The following is a 17,984-nucleotide window of genomic DNA, read 5'->3' on the forward strand; positions in this document are numbered from 1 at the left end:
GTAAAGTATGCACAAACTTTGACTGATACTCGATAACTCAACAATGACTTATGTCATGTTTCTAAAGTATTTTTAATCACGTCCATTAAACACCATAAAAACCTTCTCGTACTTAACTCAATCAAACAGAGCTACACATCAAAAAGACAACGTTTATATTATTGAAAAAAATCATTTTCCTGTAAAAACAACTTACATCAGATCAGATATAAACCTCTACAGACAATATAAAACAAACACTAATGATTGATTGTTTTACATACTAAAAAAAACAAAGATACATTTCGTATATTTTATATTCATAAAGACATCTAAAAAAAACTAAGTATAATGATATCTCATTAATACAATATTGGAGTTGGTAATGATCTTGATTTTTGGTGCTACAGGTAAAACCGGTAGTGAAATTATTAAACAGCTATTAGTCCGTAATGTACCAATAAGAGTATTAATACGTGACTCTAACAAAGCTACATACTTTATAGAAAAAGGTATAGATGTTGTTATAGGTGATGCGAGCGATCCAGAAGCTGTAACTCAAGCACTTAAAGGTATTGAGAAAGTTTATCTCGTATTAGCTAATAGTGAAGAGCAGCTTACACAAGAAAAATTAATCACCGATTGTGCAAAAAAATCGGGTGTGAAATTACTGGTTAAGCAGTCTTCTTTAGAAACAAGAATTTATCCAAACAATCCAATCCCTAAAGCTCACCTTGAATCAGAACAATACATAAAAAACTCAGGTCTTGATTGGGTGATAATACGCCCTACCTTCTTCAATCAAATGTTATTAATGTGTGCTCACACAATTCAAGCTAACAACACATTAATATTTCCAATGGCAGATGGTTGTGTAGCAGCAACAGATGTTAGAGATGTTGCGGAAATAGCGGCTACAGTACTTACAGAGCCTAGGCATATTAATAAAAGTTACGACATTTCAGGCGCAGAGTTTTTGTCTTTTAACACCATAGCGGCAATTTTTTCTAAGGTACTTAATAGAGAAATTAATTATGTGAGCCAACCGCTTATTGAATATCGAAAAATGTTAGAAACACGGCTCAATGATGAATGGCGAATTAATGCAGTTTGCGAAGAGTTGCATAGCTTATCAACCTCCTCTTTACACTATATTGCAGCCGGAAATATAAAGAGAATTTTAGGACGCCCTGCTAGAACGGTTCAGCAATTTGTAGAAGATAACAAAGTTGCTTTTATAAAAGAGTAGAATAGAGGAGTAAATGCCTCCGGTTATTTAAGCTACCTAAGCCGGGGAAGCTGGGGAAGCTGGGGTTATAACCAAAGGCATTTAATTAAAGAATTTGTTGAAATAGAATTCATTTTTATAGGTATTATCTGAAGTAAAATACCTAGTACATCAATATTTATAATATTTTAATATCAATAAAGCCAAGATCTTCTTTTAGTATACGTATTCTCAAAGTTAACAATTTCAGCGCCTTGCTTCATGGTAATACCTATTTGATCTAAACCTTCTAGCAGCATCTCTCTACAACCATTAGAAATGATAAAAGAATGCTTTTCACCTTTAACTGAGATAACAACTTTTTCTTTGAGGTCTACCGTAATTTTATCAGTTTGAGGGTCTTCAATTTGTGCCGCAAGCTCCACAATCACATCGTCAGGTAGAACAACAGGTAAAATACCATTACGAGTACAGTTACCATAAAAGATAGCACCAAAGCTCGACGCGATTATTACCCGTATTCCATATTCAGCTAAAGCCCAAACCGCATGTTCTCTTGAAGAGCCACAACCAAAGTTTTTACTCGATAAAATGATACTTGTATTTTTGTAAGCATCTTTATTTAAAATAAAATCGGGATCAAGTGTTCTTCCACCCGCTTCAGTATATCGCCAACCAGCAAATAAACCTTCACCCAAACCTTTTTTAGAGACTAACTTCATTTCTCTAGATGGAATAATGGCATCGGTATCAATATTTGTTCTTAATAATGGTGCTGTTACACCTTGATGTGTGACCAGTTTTTTCATTATAAAAACTTCCTAGGATCTGTAATTTTACCTGTAATGGCTGAAGCGGCCACCGTAATAGGACTAGCTAAATGCGAGCGAGTTTCAGGCCCTTGTCTTCCTTCGAAATTACGATTAGTGCTGCTGATCACGCGTTTACGAAAACCAAAGTTTTCTCCTCCAGCAAAAAAGCACATCGAGCAACCGGGTTCACGCCATTCAAAGCCTGCATCGATAAATATCTTATCTAAGCCCTCTTTTTCTGCCATACGCTTAACTTCTTTAGAGCCAGGTACACAAATAGCATTAACACCTTCGGCGACTTTACGCCCTTTTAATATACCTGCAGCTTCACGTAAGTCAGTAATTCGGCTGTTAGTACAAGAACCGATAAAAGCAGCGTCAATTGAAAGACTTTCCATTAATTGATCCGCATGAAGATCCATGTATTGATAGGCTCGTGTGTAGCTCGCTTTATCATTTGCATCAAGGGTAAAAGGGATGCTTGGTACATTATCTGATACACCACAGGCATGTTGAGGGCTAGTTCCCCAAGTAACAACAGGCGCCAACTCATCACAAACAATCGTAATTTCTTTATCAAAAACAGCATCACTGTCTGTAGATAGAGTTGCCCAGTATTTATTAGCTTCAAGCCATTTCTCACCTTTTGGAGCGTATTGTTTACCCCGAAGGTAATCTATGGTTTTTTGATCAGGCGCTATTAAGCCCGTAAAAGCAGAAAACTCAACAGCCATATTACATAAGGTTAAACGTGATTCGATACTTAAGCTTTCAACAACTTCACCAGCAAACTCAATCGCACAACCAGAACCACCCGCTGCGCCATATTTAGAAATGAGGTGTAAAATCAAATCTTTTGCCGTTAATCCTAAAGGTAATTTACCTACAAAATTAACACGCATAGTATTCGGTCGTTTTACAACAAGCGTATTAGTCGCCATAGCATGTTCAGCTTCACTCGAACCTACACCCCAAGCTAAAGCACCTAAGGCACCTTGTGAACAAGTATGACTATCAGGACAAATTAACGTACAACCAGGTTGAACTATGCCTAATTCAGGTGAAATAACATGAGCAATACCTTGCCAAGGATCCGTTATATCAAATAACTTTATTCCTGCGGCTTTACTTGCGGCACGCGTAGATTGAATAAATTGTTTTCCGCCTGGTACTAACGTTTCATCTGTTCTACCCGTATGAGTATCAACAATATGATCCATAGTACAAAAGACTTTTTCAGGGTTTCTAACGACTCTTCCGTCACTAGCTAAACTTTCTAACGCGATAGAACCTGTTCGTTCATGAAGAAAAATTCTATCAATATAAAGTAACGAAACATTGTCTTCCAATACCGCCACTTCATGATCTGCCCACAATTTATCAAATAATGTTTTTGCCATATTCACTAACTCATCATAAAAACAAAACAACAATTGTTATAACTATATACGTTTATATCCTTTATTTCAATTTTGTTACTAAGAACTCATGTTAATACGTAAGTGATACCTGAAAAGTTTAACTATTTTGAAGGCAATTGACATTTGTTAAAGCGCCCTATTGCTGCTTCAGATAATTTGACACTATCTTATTCTTATAATTTTGTGAGAGATCAATGGTTGAATTAACTGTATTACGTTGGTTACATATAGTTTGCATGGTGTATTGGCTTGGTGGTGAATGGGGGGTCTTTCAAACATCTTATAATATTGTTAACAGAAAATTGTCGATGGAAGAAAGAAGACGTCACCTCGAAACCGCTTACCGCATAGATGTTTTAGCTAGAACAGGAATTTTATTATTATTCCCTCTAGGCTTTCATATGGGAACATATTGGGGTGTACAGCCGCATGGTGGTTGGGCGCTTGTAGCAAGTTGGAGTATTTTCTCTGCTTGGGTTCTATTATGTTGGTCTGCGTTTTATTTCCGCGAAACCGACCGAGGTATTATGTTAACCAAAATAAACGAACGTCTTAGGTTCATATTAATTCCTGCTCTCATAATATGCTCAATATCTTCTTTACTAGGTCATGGACCGTTCGTAGCGTTTGAAGGTATGCGTTGGTTTTCAGTTAAAATATTAATTTTCTCTGGGTTATTAATGATAGGTTTATACCTTAGATTTATTATGCGTGAGTGGACAACTGTATTTAGAGAGTTAGCCATTAAACATGATGATGCATTGGAAGCGAAATTAGAGAAGTCTATTCGTACATCAAGATATATAGCTTACTTATATTGGGTTGGTATACTTTCAGTTGCTTTCTTAGGCGCAACTAAACCTTTCTAATTTATAAGATGTAACGTATTAAAAAAGCCTTAACTTTTAAAGTTAAGGCTTTTTTATGATGCGATAATAACAAAAATTAATACGCTTATTATTCAACTTCACCTAAATCAGTTACACCATCTAAATCTTCAATTTTTAAAATATGTGGTGAAGGAATACTAATTAATCCTTCTTTCTTTAATTTGGCTAACGCTCTGCTTACAGTTTCAACAGTTAGTCCTAGATAATCACCAATATCTTGTCGTGTCATTGGTAGGTGAATATAGTCAGGTGTTGCGCCTGGTAAGCGTTCAAGTAATTGCAAAAATAAAAAGCATAACCTTTCTTCTGCTTTCTTTTGCCCTAAAATAAAAACCTGATCTAAAGCACGTGCTAATACGTTTGCACCAATATCTGAAACATTTTTCTTAAGCTGCGATATTTCTTCTGTTAACGCCGTAAACTCAGTACGCTTAAATGCATAAGCTTGCATTTCAGTTATACACTTCACACCATATTCAAAGTGTTCAGATTGAGTTAAACCAACAAAATCACCTGGAAAAATAAAGGCTAATACTTGTCTATCACCATTACTTGCAATTCGCTCAATTAAAGCAATGCCGCTGGCAATATTAAACACTTGAAGTGCAGGAGAATACTGAGACAGTAAATACTGTTTTTCACTCAATATTTTAATTTTTGATAAAGATGATAATCGATCTAATTCATCAGCTTTCAATTCTTTAAACAGAACATACTCACGGGTATGAGTCCCCTTACCAGATAAGTCGGTTGGGTGAGTAATTAATGTACGGGGCATTAAACCCTCTCCTATAAGTATTATTATTTTAGAGTTTAGATTAAATATCTGAGAAGTGATATTATAATTTAAATGGTATATTGATAGAACATTATATACAATTAGCAATGTACTTTGTCAAATACCCATTTAGATGTGCATATAATATACAAAGATATATATGCATTAATATCAAGAAAGTTAGTACATATTTTAAAGTAAATATTAAAGCTCAAAGTGATAAATAAACGGCAAGCCTCAATCAAAAATATAATGATTAGCAGGTCGATATATAGATAAACGTAAGTCATCTAGCCTATGTATATAAAATAGTCTAAGTACTTATATAAAAAGAAGTAAAGTATCAGAGATTTAAAACAATGATAAACGAATATTTTTGACTTATCGCATTAACAAAAAAATAGCTTTCATTAATAATAATACACAGAGTATATTTGCAATATATTAAGAACTAAGAAAGCTACTCATCGTAAAATAAATTATTTTTGAACCAAGCATTTTTTTAAAAAACTAAGATGCAGTAACGTTATTTACTCGTTAATGAAATTACAAAGTGACTTTCAAGGTCCAAATAGATCGTGCCCTCGTAATGATAAAGGGTATTTTACTGATGATATTCAATCTAACACCTTTATTTGGTTAAAGAGATAAAATAATAAGTCGACGAGTAAAACCATACACCTACTATTTTTAGGTAATACAGAAGACTTATTAAAAATAACTTTAGCTTAAACGTTAACTAAATATGAATGAGTAATTAACTAATGACACAAAAATATATCACCATGCTTGATGGTAAAAAAATCCCACAAATTGGTTTAGGCGTATGGCAAGCAACAAACGATGAAACTGAAAGAGCGGTTACTACAGCTTTCGAAGCGGGTTACCGTTCAATCGATACGGCAACCGTTTATGAAAATGAAAAAGGTGTAGGTGCAGCGATTAAAAGCAGCGCATTAAACAGAAAAGATATGTTTATTACTACCAAGCTTTGGAACCCTGAACATAATAATGTTAGAGGGGCTTTAAACAAAAGCCTTGAATTACTTGAGCTTGATTATGTAGATTCTTATTTGATTCATTGGCCAGCACCAACACAAAACTTATATGTTTCTGCTTGGAAAGAACTTATTAGAGCGCAGGAAGATGGCTTAATAAGAAGTATTGGCGTAAGTAATTTTTTACCTGAGCATATGGAACGCATCATTAAAGAAACAGGTGTAAAGCCAGCTATCAACCAAATTGAATTACATCCCCTGCTTTCACAAAAAGAAATAACACAGTGGTGTACAAAGCAAGGCATAAAAGTGCAAGCTTGGAGTCCTCTTGCACAAGGTGGTGACGGTATATTCGATCATAAAAACATGATCAAAATAGCGAATCAATACGGCAAGAGCCCTGCACAAATTGTATTACGCTGGCATATACAAAATAACATTATTGCTATTCCTAAATCAGTAACACCTTCAAGAATTATCGAAAACTTCAATGTCTTTGATTTTGAGCTGACAATTGATGATTTAAATATTATTGATAAGCTTAATCAAAATAAACGTTTAGGTCCGCACCCATTAGAATTTGAGTAAATTCTATATTGTACTAAGATTAATATAGAGCCTTTAGTAAGGTGAATTGTCAAAATTTATCTTACTAATAGTTTCATACTTAACCTCTTTATAAACCAGAAAAGTAATCTAAAAGGCAAAATAGTGTCAACAATACTGACATGTGACAGTTTTATGAAACCTTTCATATTATAACTTATTGATAAGTAATACCGTTGTTCTATTGGCCCATTTTTTGCTATAATCCCTCTTATATATTGTATATTCTTTAAACTTTAAAAAATTAAGTGATGACTAATGACTAAGCTTGCAGTAATTTTTTCTTCTTTATGTTTAACATTTGCGTCTTTCGTAAATGCTAGCTCCTTTGTATTAAACGACTATAACCTAATAGCTATTGGCGATGTAAACTCTAGTAGCTTACATGTACATGGTAATGCTTTTATTGGCGGAGATCTTAATGCAGGTAATGCTGAGATCGGCAGTAGATTAAACAATACTGTTGCGCTTGAGCTTGCAGGTGATTTAGACAGAAACCTTAAAATTCTTGGTAGTAATAATACTGCCGAAGTATCTGGCACTGTTACCACAGACCAAAATGGTAGACCAAGTGTTAACGGTAATACTATTGAAAGTGCAGCATCTGTAACTCAAAATACAAACTTGTCAGCTAAGGCAGCGAGTATTGAAGCAGAAATTAACGCTGTATCTAACGATTATAAAAACTTAACGACTACTGGTGAAGTGCTAGTAAAAGGACAAAATCAAGGTGGTAATAATTCAATTACTATCGACAGTCAAAATATAGATGCAAATGGTTTTGCTGTTTTTGAATTAGGTACTGTAACCGCATCGGGTAAAAACTCTTATTTAGTTGATAATCAAAATAAAGATTTAGAAGTTATTTATAACTTGTCTGATGACAGCATAGACGATTTAAGTGCCATCATTATTAACGTTCCAGGTACTACAATTGATTTTAATAACAACAAAATTTCAGCTAATTCATTTTTAAGTTCAGAAGAAGGTCGTTCTAAAGTTGTTTGGAACTTCTATGAAGCAACAACTATTACACTTAGTTCAAACTTCTACGGTAACATTTTAGCTCCATTAGCAGTGCTTACATCAAATAGTGATATTGATGGTTCTGTTGCGGTATATGGCCTTAGCCAACAACATAGCGGTCAAATACATTTACCAAATGCTGACCTAACAGCTTCAACAGTTAGTGGCCCTGACCCTGTTACTGTGCCTGAGCCTTCTACATTAATTTTACTAGCTGGTGCATTGTTCTTTATTCTGCGTAAAAAAATACAACTTGCTTAGTTGTTAATAGTTAACTAATACTTATTACGGAGCACTTGTTGCTCCGTTTTTATTTGACTTTATTTCCCAAGGTTGTCTTTAATGAAATTAGGCTTATTACACTCCGTATTATTTTTCTTATCGTTTACTGCTGTTGCCAATAATAACTCAACTTATGAAGATGCATTAAATAGTTATAATGCTTCAGATTACGATGCTTCAATGATCCATTTAAAGAATGCATTGAAAGCACAGCCCGAACACTTACCTTCAATCGTATTATTTGCAGAGAACTTATTAGCAAAAGGTGAAAGTGAACAAGCTGAAATTCTTTTAATTGACGCTAAACATCAAGGTGCTGACGAAACTCGTTTATTACCTTTATTTGCTAAAACCTATTTAATGCAAAGACGATACGATGAGGTTTTAGAATTAATAACGCCTTACAATGCCAACTCGCGCTACAAGAGTGAAATGTTAACCTTTAATGGTTTAGCTTTATTGGGTAAAAAAGAATATGCCGAATCTTCAGAAGCTTTCGAACAAGCACTTAAAATATCTCCTGTTAATAGTAATGCCATGCTTGGCTACGCTACACTTGAACTTGAGAGGAATAATATTAATGCTGCGAAAAGTTGGATAAATAAAGCTTTATCATTAGCGCCAGAAGGTAAACAAGTATTAATAACAGCTGCAATTATTTACAAGAAAAATAATGATGTAACCCAAGCCTTTAACCTTATTCAGCGTTTGTTAGCACTTGAAGAGAATAACTATAATGGTTTATTAATACGCTCAGTATTACTAACTGACCAAGGTAAATACCAAGAAGCGCTTGATGATATAAATAAGATAATAGAAGTTATCCCAAATGAGCCCGTAACCAACTATATTAAGAGTCTTTCATCTTTATCGTTAGGTGACGAAAAAAGCTATACAGTAGCTAATGAACATCTAAAAAACATTATTAATGGTTTACCTGAAGAACTTATTGAACAACAACCTATTTACTTATTCATTGATGGTGTTGTTAACTTTAGACAAAACTTGATGGAAAAAGCGGATGATTCTTTAAGTAAATATAATAAAAAACAGCCTAAAGACATTACTGCTATAAAATTGCTAGCACGTACTAAATTAGCATTAGGCAGTTACGGAACGGCACAAAAACTACTAAGAAAAGTACATTTAGATAACCCAAACGATATTGAAATTTTGAGCCTACTTGCTCGCTCATATATATTATTAGGTAACAACGTAAGAGCTGAACATTACTTTACTGAAGCACTAAGATTTTCCCCTAATAATACTGACAGCACCTTAGACTTAGCAAAGTTATTAATACTGCAACAAAAGTTTTATCAAGCCAGTGAGTTAATTCGTAAACAATGGTTAGAAATACAACCATCACCTCAGCAAGAAATTGAATTATTGTTTATTTTGACCAAGTCATATAAAGAATTACGACAATATAAAGCAGGTCTAATTCAAGCTAAAAAGCTAATTGAACTCGCACCAGAAAATAGCTCTGCTCATGAAATCCTAGGCACTTTTTATGGCGTTACAGGTGATCTTGTTAATGCGAAAAAAAGCTACCAACAAGCAATATCATTAAACCAAAATAACTTCACCGCAGTCACTTTATTAGCGCGAATTTATTTCAATAATAACGAACAAGAACAAGCAATTGATTTAATTAAAGAGCAGTTAGAGCTTGGCGATAACAGTGCATTATTCATTGAATTAGCAGAAATGTATCAAGTGCAAAAAATGAATGAACAAGCTATGCAGTTATATGAAAAAGCCTTAATACATAACCCAAGCAGTGTATTAGCGCTAACGCGATTAACTCAAATACACCTTGCTAACAACAATTCAAAAAAAGCCATTGCATTAGTACAAGCTTATCTTGAAAAATATAACGAAAATAGCGATATCCACCATTTAGCGGCACAGCTTTATATTAAAACGGGTCAGCAAAAAGAAGCCTTGTATGAAATGTCTCAAGCCGTTACATATGCAGATCAAAAAGGTGAACGTTTATATTTATTAGCACAGCTACAATTAAGCTACGGCGACAGAAATGCAGCAGTTATTAACTTACAACGAGCAATTTCTTGGCAGAATTCTTATGTGCCAGCTTATGTTCTATTGATCACTATTTATAATGAAAATAAAGACCAAGCGTTATCAGAATCTTATATAGATAAACTAGCCAATATCAGTGACGATAATTCATTAATTAATCGTTTGCGAGGTGATATGTACTGGGTGCTAAATGATCTAGACTCAGCAACTAAAAGTTTTAAATCATCACACAAACAACAAGCCAATAAACAGGCATTAATTGGCCTATATCGTATTTATCGCCGCCAGCAAAACTTCGATAATATATCAACACTCCTTGATGAATGGTTAGTGAATAATCCTGATGATCAAATGGCAGTGGTTTTATTAGGCGAAAATTACCGAGACAAAGGTGAAAAAGCTAAAGCGGCAAAGTATTATCAACAACTCGTTACTCAATACCCAACAAACGCAATATTACTTAATAATGCCGCGTTAACATCGTTAGCTATTGGAGAATTAGATAAAGCTAATGGTTACGCTGAAACAGCTTACGAAATAGCTAAAACTAATGTTCATATTATTGATACAAAAGCTTGGTTAGCTTTTCATAATGAACAATATAAGCAAGCCCTCGATCTATTAAGACAAGCTAATACCTTGGATTACGAAGATGCTGAAATCAAATACCATTTAGCACTCACACTTGATAAATTAGGTAAACGCGCAGAAGCCAAAATTTATTTAGAAAACACAGTAAATAGCAAACAACCTTTCCGTGATAAAGAGCTAGCAAGAACATTATTAGCTACATGGTAAAACTGAGTACTAAAAATAAAACAAACATCAATTAATAAAACGTCTGGCGAAAGTCAGACCGTTTTAAAAGTGTCCCCTCTCATTAAATAAGGAAGAATAATGAAAGTAGAACTAAAAAACGCCACCTTAGATAATGTAGAAGAGATTTTAAAACTGCATTACAAATACCAAATAGATTCTATAAACGAAGAAGATAAGGCTGATGGCTTTATCACAACTGCGTTTACAGAGTCTCATTTAACCCGTCTAATTGAAGATGAAAATGGTCTTTTTATTGCCTGCGTAGGTAACAAGATTGTCGCTTATGCGATGGCTGCCTCTTGGCAGTTTTGGTCACAATGGCCATTATTTGAATTCATGATAAAAAACTTAGACGACTCTACCTATTTAGACCAAAACATAACGGCCGAAAACTCTTATCAATACGGCCCAGTTTGTGTAGATAAATCTGTTCGTGGTTCAGGTATTTTCGAACAAATATTTAACTTTTCTCTAAGTGAAATGAATAAACGCTACCCGATAATGGTTACGTTTATTAACAAGGTGAATCCAAGATCTTTTGAAGCCCATACACGTAAAACTGATCTACAAGTGATAAAGCATTTTGAATGGAATAATAACCACTATTACAAACTAGCTTGTAATACAAAACCATAAGTTATTTTCTTGGAGCTTTAAGTGACTTCTTCACCTAAAAAACCAGCATCTAAAAGCTCTATCCCAACAAACAAGACAGAGCTGAAGCATCTATCTCTATAGCTTTTAATAAAATTTTAGCTGACTACTCAACAATACCAAATAATGTATCTCGTCAACTTGGTGTTGTGGGTAATGTTAAAGGCACTAAGATTAGTGTTTGCGATACCCTAGCCTACCTTATTGGTTGGCAGAAATTAGTATTGAAGTGGGTTAAACTTAGTAATCAAAGCCAAATTGTTGATTTTCCAGAAACAGGCTACAAATGGAATGAATTAGGTAAACTCGCTCAACACTTTCAGTTTCAATATGCTCAATGGAGTTATGACGATTTACTTGAAGAGTTCACTGTTGTGAGCAAAGAAGTACTTAAGCTTATAGCATCATTAAGCGATCACCAGATATACGGTAAGCCATGGTACAAAAAATATACTTTAGGTAAAATGATACAGTTTAATACCGCCTCTCCTATGGTTAATATACGAAGCAAAATTCAAAAAGCAAAACCAAATCAATTAATTTTATTCTGATTAGATGAATCAAAAATTAAAAAAACCAGAGCCTTAAAGACTCTGGTTTTTCGTTTAATCTGGTTTATTCTATTTGAAGACTACTTAATCTCAAAACCTTTAGGCAAACCTGCTAATGGGGTAAAACCGTATAACTCTACATCAGGCATAAGTTCAGAAAAAACACGGCGTGCATCACACAAAGCTTCAAAATTAATACCTGTGCTCAAGCCCATAGATTCAAGTAAAAAAACTAAATCTTCAGTCACTATATTACCACTCGCACCAGGTGCAGCAGGACAACCACCAATACCGCCCATAGACGAATCTATCGTTTCAACACCCATATCAATAGCAGCAAGTACGTTAGCTAAACCTTGACCGCGTGTATTATGTAAATGCACACCTGTGAGTTTATCTCTGCCAACCGCTTCCCATACTTTTCTTAGTAAACGTTTTAACTGAGCTGGGTTTCCGCTACCTGTAGTATCAGACAAGCCAACTTCATCACAACCTGCAGCTATTGATGCTTCAGCTAAACGTACCACTAAATCTTCTGAAACCGCGCCTTCCAAACTACAGCCAAAAGCAGTAGAAAGTCCTACTTCAAAATGCGGACGGTCAGCTTTAGGAATTGTTTTCACTAACTCAGCAATACGGGTAATTTCACTTATCATTTGTTCGTGTGAACGTTTTACATTGCGTAAGCTGTGAGTTTCGCTTACCGACAAGGGAATACTTATTTTATGCGCGCCAGCGGCAATCGCATTTTCAGCACCTCTATAATTAGGCACTAATACCGCCACTTGAACACCAGGAATACTTCGAGCATGAGCAACAATTTCGGCGGTATCTGCTAATTGAGGTAATACTTTCGCTGGAACAAAAGATCCCACTTCAATTTCTTGAATGCCTGATTTTGCTAAAGCGTTTATCCATAGCTTCTTAGCTTCAGTCGGCATAATCGCGCTTAAGCTTTGTAAGCCGTCTCTTGGGCCTACTTCACTTATTAATATATCAGTCTTTTTCATACCTTCTCCCAAGATAAAATAAATAAAATATTGAAAGTTTTTTTGTTAATACGTAAACTTTATACTAGAATGATATAATATTATGACATTAACTCATTAATAACCAGTTAAATTTAGTCAGCAATAAATAAAAAATATAACCCAAGGGGAATATAAATGAGCAGCAACCAACCTTTAAAAGGTATAAAAGTAGTTGAATTTAGCCACATGGTTATGGGACCAGCTACAGGACTAATTTTGGCTGACTTAGGCGCAGAAGTAATAAAGATCGAACCCCTTAAAGGTGATAACACCCGAAGATTAAAAGGCTCTGGTACAGGTTATTTCTCTATGTATAACCGTAACAAACAAAGCATTTGTTTAGATATTAAGTCTGAAGAAGGCGCTAAAATTGCCAAAGACCTAGTAAATGAAGCAGACGTAGTCATCGAAAACTTTAGACCTGGCGGTTTAAAATCAACAGGTCTAGATTATGAAACTATAGCAGCTACAAACCCAAGCGTGATTTACTGCTCTCTAAAAGGCTTTTTAAGTGGTCCTTACGAACACAGGACAGCCTTAGACGAAGTGGCTCAAATGATGGGTGGCCTAGCTTACATGACAGGACTACCTGACAAACCTATGCGCGCTGGCTCATCAGTTATAGACATTACAGGTGCTATGTTTGGCGTTATCGGTATTTTAGCGGCAATGGAAGAACGTCATACAACAGGTAAAGGCAAATTAGTACAAAGCGCTTTATTTGAAACCACTGCCTTTATGGTAGGACAACATATTGCGCAAGGTGCTATTACCGGTGTAGAACCACCTCCAATGTCAGTTCGCCAATCAGCTTGGGGAGTTTACGACTCATTCACCACATCAAGTAACGAACGTGTATTTGTTGCCGTAGTAAGTGATACACAATGGCGTAAGTTTTGTGAAACATTTGAATTATCGGACTTTGCCAGCGATACAACATTAGACACCAACACAGGCCGTTTTGATAACAGAGACAAAGTTATCCCTTGCCTTACAGCAATGTTCGCGCAAATGTCTACCGAGCAGTTAACACAAACACTCGATACAATCGGCTTACCTTATGCCCCTGTTAATAAACCAAACGATCTAATAAACGATCCGCACCTTAATAATGGCGGTTTATTAAATATAACCCTAGAAGATGGTATGCAAGTTAAACTCCCTGCCCTACCAATTGAGATGAACCGAGAGAAGTTTGGTTTACGTTGCGATCCACCACGCGAAGGCGGCGACGCAAAAACTATTCTTGCAGGTATGGGTTATTCTCAAGAAGAAATAGATAAGCTTATCGCGGCTAATATTTTAAGAGTTAGCTAGCTAAAAAATTAAGTTTATCAGGCTAAAAAAAACAAAGCTCAATAGATGTTATATCTATTGAGCTTTTTTGTTTTAGTAAAATATAGAAAAATTAAAGAACCTGAATTAAGGATAAGAAGTTACGCCAAAATATGTAATTTAAGGATCTTAAGCTAACGTTCGCAGCCTCCTCAAACATGCATAAAACCTAATGCATGAAAATATCTCATGATTCAATGAAATTAAATCAATTTTATTCATAATACAAAGCACGTATAAAACACACAGTAAGCTTAACTCTTGGCAATATTACAGTTAACTCTTAGTTTGATTGGTAAATGAAAATCAAAAAATCATGTAAAAACGATTAATAAGAAATATTAGAAAATAACACTGTAACTCCGAGAAAGAGCCATAAATAAAATTAGATTTTATCTCAATAAATTGGATATCAGATCATGAAGAACAAAGACTTTACCTTTTCTATTAAAAGCATTTGTCTCGATGAGAATTATCAACCATCAGACAATACACGTATCACAACCAACTTTGCTAATTTGGCTAGAGGAAGTTATCGCCAAGCAAACTTACGTAACGCTTTAAAGATGATTAATAATAGTTTTAATGCTTTAGCCCATTGGGATAATCTCAAAAGCGATCGATATTCTGTTGAGCTTGAAATCATTTCCGTTAATGTTGATATTGAAGACAGTGGTAAAAGCTTTCCTTCTATCGAAGTACTGAAAACAAATATTGTTGACCATCACACGAACAAACGCACTGAAGGCATTGTAGGAAATAACTTTTCTTCTTATGTTCGAGATTATGATTTTAGCGTATTACTGCAAGAACATAATCAGGGGAAGTCTACATTTAGTATTCCAGATGATTTTGGCGAACTGCATGGAAAACTCTTTCAGAGCTTCGTTAATTCAAACGTTTACAAACAAAACTTCAATAAAACACCCGTGATATGCCTGAGTGTTTCAGACAACAAAACCTATCAGAGAACTGAAAATCAACATCCTGTGTTGGGTTTTGAATATCAGCCAAATGGATCCTCTTTAACTGAGCAATACTTCAAGAAAATGGGCTTACAGGTTCGTTATTTTATGCCTGCAAATAGTGTTGCCCCTTTAGCTTTTTATTTTTTGGGTGATTTACTTAATGATTACACAAGCCTTGAGCTAATTAGCACCATAAGCACAATGGGCACTTTTCAAAAAATCTATCGACCTGAGATTTATAATGCCAATGCAGCAGCAGGAAAATCTTATAAGCCAAATTTGAAGAACCAAGATCATTCATTAACTCAAATCGTTTATGACCGAGAAGAACGTAGCAAGTTAGGTAATGAGCAAGGGAAGTTTGCACAAGAGCACTTCATCAAACCATACCAAAAGGTATTAGCACAAAGATCAGCTAATTACGTTTAATCATATTTATTTATAGCTGATTTAATACTTAACCTTTAATAACGACTAATAACGACGTTAAACAATAACTCTATAATATGGCATCATTTTTATGAAAAAATTATTACCTACTTCAACAGCTGGCAGTTTACCTAAACCTTCTTGGCTTGCAGAACCCGAAACACTATGGTCACCTTGGAAATTAAAAGGTGAAGAACTCATCCAAGGAAAACACGACGCGCTTCGCTTGTCGTTACAAGACCAACAACACGCAGGTATAGATATTGTTAGCGATGGCGAACAAACACGCCAACACTTCGTTACCACCTTTATTGAACACCTTAACGGCGTTGATTTTGAAAACCGTAAAACTGTTAAAATTCGTGACCGCTATGATGCTAGTGTACCTACAGTCGTTGGTCCTGTTAGTCGACAAAAGTCAGTGTTTGTTGAAGACGCTAAGTTTTTACGCCAGCAAACCAAGCAACCTATAAAGTGGGCTTTGCCAGGTCCTATGACCATGATAGATACCCTTTCCGATGATCATTACAAAAGCCGTGAAAAACTAGCGTGGGAATTCGCCATAATATTAAACCAAGAAGCCAAAGAATTAGAAGCCGCTGGTGTTGATATTATTCAATTTGATGAACCTGCATTTAATGTGTTTTTTGAAGAAGTTAATGAATGGGGTATCGCCTGTTTAGAAAGAGCTATCGAAGGGCTTAAGTGCGAAACTGCTGTTCATATTTGTTACGGCTATGGCATAAAAGCGAATACAGATTGGAAAAAAACTTTAGGATCTGAATGGCGCCAATATGAAGAAGCATTCCCTAAATTACAACAATCTAATATTGATATTATTTCATTAGAGTGTCACAACTCTCATGTTCCAATGGACCTACTCGAACTTATCAGAGGTAAGAAAGTTATGGTTGGCGCAATTGATGTGGCAACCAATACCATTGAAACACCTGAAGAAGTCGCTAATACCTTACGTGAAGCATTAAAATATGTTGATGCAGATAAGCTATACCCTTGTACAAACTGTGGCATGACACCTTTATCACATCAAGTGGCACAAGGTAAGTTAGCCGCGTTAAGCGCGGGTGCAGAAATTATTAGAAAAGAGTTATTGGCGAAGTAATTTCAAGATATGAGTTGTTGCAGTTTTATATTAGGGTTTCTATCAGTAAAGGATAGATAAATTAATCACTGCTAGTATATTCTCGATTACTGGTTTAATAAAAACTCAGTTGATATAAATTTAGAAAAGTAAAAGCTCAATGGATGTTAAATCTATTGAGCTTTTTTGTTTAATATCTTCAAGCAACTAAACTCACCAAACAATTTTTGAATTTCTTATCTGTGCACTATCTTCCATCGTATTTACTTATCATTTATTTAGCTTTATAAGTTATTTGTACTACAAGAAACTTATTAAATACCCGATTTAGCACGGGCAATATAATCTTCATGCTTTGTACTGATGGGCATAACTTTAAATGGACTAACGTTTGAACCGCCCGTATTTCCACTTGGAATAAAGCCGACAGCTGTTTTGCTTGCCGCTCCTACAACACGAAAAAACTGCCCTAAAAGCTCAGGTAAGTCATGTTCTTTTATAGCCCAATGCAGCATAAGAAGATGAACTTTAACATGGAAATAGGTAGATTCTTGACCGAGCACATGAGCATTTTCTAAATGCTTGAATGCCTGTACCGAATGGCCATTTAGGTTTGCCTTGCGAGCTAGGTCTAATTCTTCTTCTACGTAGGGTTTAATATTTTTAGTGAATCGATTAAACATACTGTAACTCCTCTAACTATATACTGGATATTGCCAGAAATAATGCTGAAAAGCAGCAAATCAAAGCAACAAAAACACCAGATAAAACCTTCACTATAATGGGCTTATTATAAGTGAATAATACGGTAAGACTAGAAAATAAAGTGATAATTATTATAGGTATAATTAAATCTAAAAAGTAATAGCTTCCCCCGAAAGATAAGGCAAAGTGACTGTTGTCATAAAGCGACTTATACAGGTGATCATAAATACTCGATACTCCACAACACACCAAACAAAACCAATAACTTAAAAAACATAGCCAATCAAACTATCATCGTTTTTTATAAAACTAGATTAATACACT

The 17,984-nt window shown here is 34.9% G+C and carries 15 protein-coding genes; 10 read left to right on the forward strand and 5 right to left on the reverse strand.

Annotated features, from left to right (window positions below; translation table 11 throughout):
• Positions 1–364: 364 nt before the first annotated feature.
• Positions 365–1,228: an NmrA family NAD(P)-binding protein gene (locus tag ACPUVN_RS11705; protein ID WP_426360153.1), complete on the forward strand. Its 864-nt coding sequence runs from the start codon at positions 365–367 to the stop codon at positions 1,226–1,228.
• Positions 1,229–1,401: 173 nt separating this feature from the next.
• Here the strand turns inward: ACPUVN_RS11705 and leuD are convergent, their stop codons facing one another.
• Together leuD and ACPUVN_RS11715 are read right to left on the reverse strand one after the other, a co-directional pair.
• Positions 1,402–2,016, reverse strand: a complete 615-nt coding sequence (gene leuD / locus ACPUVN_RS11710) for a 3-isopropylmalate dehydratase small subunit (RefSeq protein WP_426360152.1) — start codon at positions 2,014–2,016, stop codon at positions 1,402–1,404.
• Positions 2,016–3,419 carry a 3-isopropylmalate dehydratase large subunit gene (locus tag ACPUVN_RS11715; protein ID WP_426360151.1) on the reverse strand — a complete coding sequence of 468 codons (1,404 nt, stop codon included), beginning with the start codon at positions 3,417–3,419 and terminating at the stop codon, positions 2,016–2,018. Before ACPUVN_RS11715 ends, leuD begins: the two co-directional genes overlap by 1 nt.
• Positions 3,420–3,634: 215 nt before the next feature.
• Here ACPUVN_RS11715 and ACPUVN_RS11720 point away from each other — a divergent pair, with 215 nt between their 5' ends.
• Positions 3,635–4,309, forward strand: coding sequence for a hypothetical protein (locus ACPUVN_RS11720; protein WP_426369140.1), 675 nt, complete (start codon positions 3,635–3,637; stop codon positions 4,307–4,309).
• Positions 4,310–4,397: 88 nt separating this feature from the next.
• Here the strand turns inward: ACPUVN_RS11720 and ACPUVN_RS11725 are convergent, their stop codons facing one another.
• On the reverse strand, positions 4,398–5,108 hold the full coding sequence (locus ACPUVN_RS11725) for a Crp/Fnr family transcriptional regulator (RefSeq protein WP_426360149.1): 711 nt from the start codon (positions 5,106–5,108) through the stop codon (positions 4,398–4,400).
• Positions 5,109–5,872: 764 nt separating this feature from the next.
• Between ACPUVN_RS11725 and ACPUVN_RS11730 the strand changes: the two genes are divergently transcribed.
• From ACPUVN_RS11730 to ACPUVN_RS11750, 5 genes are all read left to right on the forward strand, one after another.
• Positions 5,873–6,694 (forward strand): aldo/keto reductase, encoded by an 822-nt coding sequence (locus ACPUVN_RS11730; protein ID WP_426360148.1) that lies wholly within the window; start codon positions 5,873–5,875, stop codon positions 6,692–6,694.
• Positions 6,695–6,970: 276 nt separating this feature from the next.
• Complete coding sequence (locus ACPUVN_RS11735) at positions 6,971–7,999, forward strand: choice-of-anchor A family protein (RefSeq protein ID WP_426360147.1); 1,029 nt, start codon at positions 6,971–6,973, stop codon at positions 7,997–7,999.
• 81 nt (positions 8,000–8,080) lie between these two features.
• Positions 8,081–10,864 (forward strand): XrtA/PEP-CTERM system TPR-repeat protein PrsT, encoded by a 2,784-nt coding sequence (gene prsT, locus ACPUVN_RS11740; protein WP_426369141.1) that lies wholly within the window; start codon positions 8,081–8,083, stop codon positions 10,862–10,864.
• Positions 10,865–10,963: 99 nt separating this feature from the next.
• Positions 10,964–11,521: a GNAT family acetyltransferase gene (locus ACPUVN_RS11745; RefSeq protein WP_426360145.1), complete on the forward strand. Its 558-nt coding sequence runs from the start codon at positions 10,964–10,966 to the stop codon at positions 11,519–11,521.
• Positions 11,522–11,655: 134 nt separating this feature from the next.
• Positions 11,656–12,090 carry a ClbS/DfsB family four-helix bundle protein gene (locus tag ACPUVN_RS11750; protein WP_426370564.1) on the forward strand — a complete coding sequence of 145 codons (435 nt, stop codon included), beginning with the start codon at positions 11,656–11,658 and terminating at the stop codon, positions 12,088–12,090.
• 80 nt (positions 12,091–12,170) lie between these two features.
• Here ACPUVN_RS11750 and ACPUVN_RS11755 read toward each other — a convergent pair whose 3' ends face one another.
• Positions 12,171–13,100, reverse strand: coding sequence for a hydroxymethylglutaryl-CoA lyase (locus ACPUVN_RS11755; protein ID WP_426369142.1), 930 nt, complete (start codon positions 13,098–13,100; stop codon positions 12,171–12,173).
• 156 nt (positions 13,101–13,256) lie between these two features.
• On the opposite strand from ACPUVN_RS11755, the gene ACPUVN_RS11760 reads away from it, so the two are divergent.
• The 3 genes from ACPUVN_RS11760 to ACPUVN_RS11770 all read left to right on the forward strand — a co-directional run bounded on the left by ACPUVN_RS11760 (position 13,257) and on the right by ACPUVN_RS11770 (position 16,976).
• The gene (locus ACPUVN_RS11760; protein ID WP_426369143.1) at positions 13,257–14,438 is read left to right on the forward strand and encodes a CaiB/BaiF CoA transferase family protein; all 1,182 of its coding nucleotides are present in this window, start codon (positions 13,257–13,259) and stop codon (positions 14,436–14,438) included.
• A gap of 437 nt (positions 14,439–14,875) precedes the next feature.
• Positions 14,876–15,853 carry a DUF1852 domain-containing protein gene (locus ACPUVN_RS11765; RefSeq protein WP_426369144.1) on the forward strand — a complete coding sequence of 326 codons (978 nt, stop codon included), beginning with the start codon at positions 14,876–14,878 and terminating at the stop codon, positions 15,851–15,853.
• A 91-nt stretch (positions 15,854–15,944) separates the two neighbouring features.
• Complete coding sequence (locus ACPUVN_RS11770) at positions 15,945–16,976, forward strand: methionine synthase (RefSeq protein WP_426369145.1); 1,032 nt, start codon at positions 15,945–15,947, stop codon at positions 16,974–16,976.
• A gap of 293 nt (positions 16,977–17,269) precedes the next feature.
• Here the strand turns inward: ACPUVN_RS11770 and ACPUVN_RS11775 are convergent, their stop codons facing one another.
• Positions 17,270–17,638 carry a DUF3703 domain-containing protein gene (locus ACPUVN_RS11775; RefSeq protein ID WP_426360139.1) on the reverse strand — a complete coding sequence of 123 codons (369 nt, stop codon included), beginning with the start codon at positions 17,636–17,638 and terminating at the stop codon, positions 17,270–17,272.
• Between the last annotated feature and the right edge of the window lie 346 nt (positions 17,639–17,984).

This window comes from Pseudocolwellia antarctica (assembly GCF_049933045.1).
Classification (GTDB): Bacteria; Pseudomonadota; Gammaproteobacteria; order Enterobacterales; family Alteromonadaceae; genus Pseudocolwellia.

Bases quoted from the DNA above. Each gene is read 5' to 3' on its own strand.
- ACPUVN_RS11760 (WP_426369143.1), top strand. From the start codon at position 13,257: ATGAGCAGCAACCAACCTTTAAAAGGTATAAAAGTAGTTGAATTTAGC.
- ACPUVN_RS11775 (WP_426360139.1), bottom strand. From the start codon at position 17,638: ATGTTTAATCGATTCACTAAAAATATTAAACCCTACGTAGAAGAAGAA.
- ACPUVN_RS11715 (WP_426360151.1), bottom strand. From the start codon at position 3,419: ATGGCAAAAACATTATTTGATAAATTGTGGGCAGATCATGAAGTGGCG.
- ACPUVN_RS11730 (WP_426360148.1), top strand. From the start codon at position 5,873: ATGACACAAAAATATATCACCATGCTTGATGGTAAAAAAATCCCACAA.
- leuD (WP_426360152.1), bottom strand. From the start codon at position 2,016: ATGAAAAAACTGGTCACACATCAAGGTGTAACAGCACCATTATTAAGA.
- prsT (WP_426369141.1), top strand. From the start codon at position 8,081: ATGAAATTAGGCTTATTACACTCCGTATTATTTTTCTTATCGTTTACT.
- ACPUVN_RS11745 (WP_426360145.1), top strand. From the start codon at position 10,964: ATGAAAGTAGAACTAAAAAACGCCACCTTAGATAATGTAGAAGAGATT.
- ACPUVN_RS11735 (WP_426360147.1), top strand. From the start codon at position 6,971: ATGACTAAGCTTGCAGTAATTTTTTCTTCTTTATGTTTAACATTTGCG.
- ACPUVN_RS11755 (WP_426369142.1), bottom strand. From the start codon at position 13,100: ATGAAAAAGACTGATATATTAATAAGTGAAGTAGGCCCAAGAGACGGC.
- ACPUVN_RS11725 (WP_426360149.1), bottom strand. From the start codon at position 5,108: ATGCCCCGTACATTAATTACTCACCCAACCGACTTATCTGGTAAGGGG.
- ACPUVN_RS11765 (WP_426369144.1), top strand. From the start codon at position 14,876: ATGAAGAACAAAGACTTTACCTTTTCTATTAAAAGCATTTGTCTCGAT.
- ACPUVN_RS11720 (WP_426369140.1), top strand. From the start codon at position 3,635: ATGGTTGAATTAACTGTATTACGTTGGTTACATATAGTTTGCATGGTG.
- ACPUVN_RS11770 (WP_426369145.1), top strand. From the start codon at position 15,945: ATGAAAAAATTATTACCTACTTCAACAGCTGGCAGTTTACCTAAACCT.
- ACPUVN_RS11705 (WP_426360153.1), top strand. From the start codon at position 365: ATGATCTTGATTTTTGGTGCTACAGGTAAAACCGGTAGTGAAATTATT.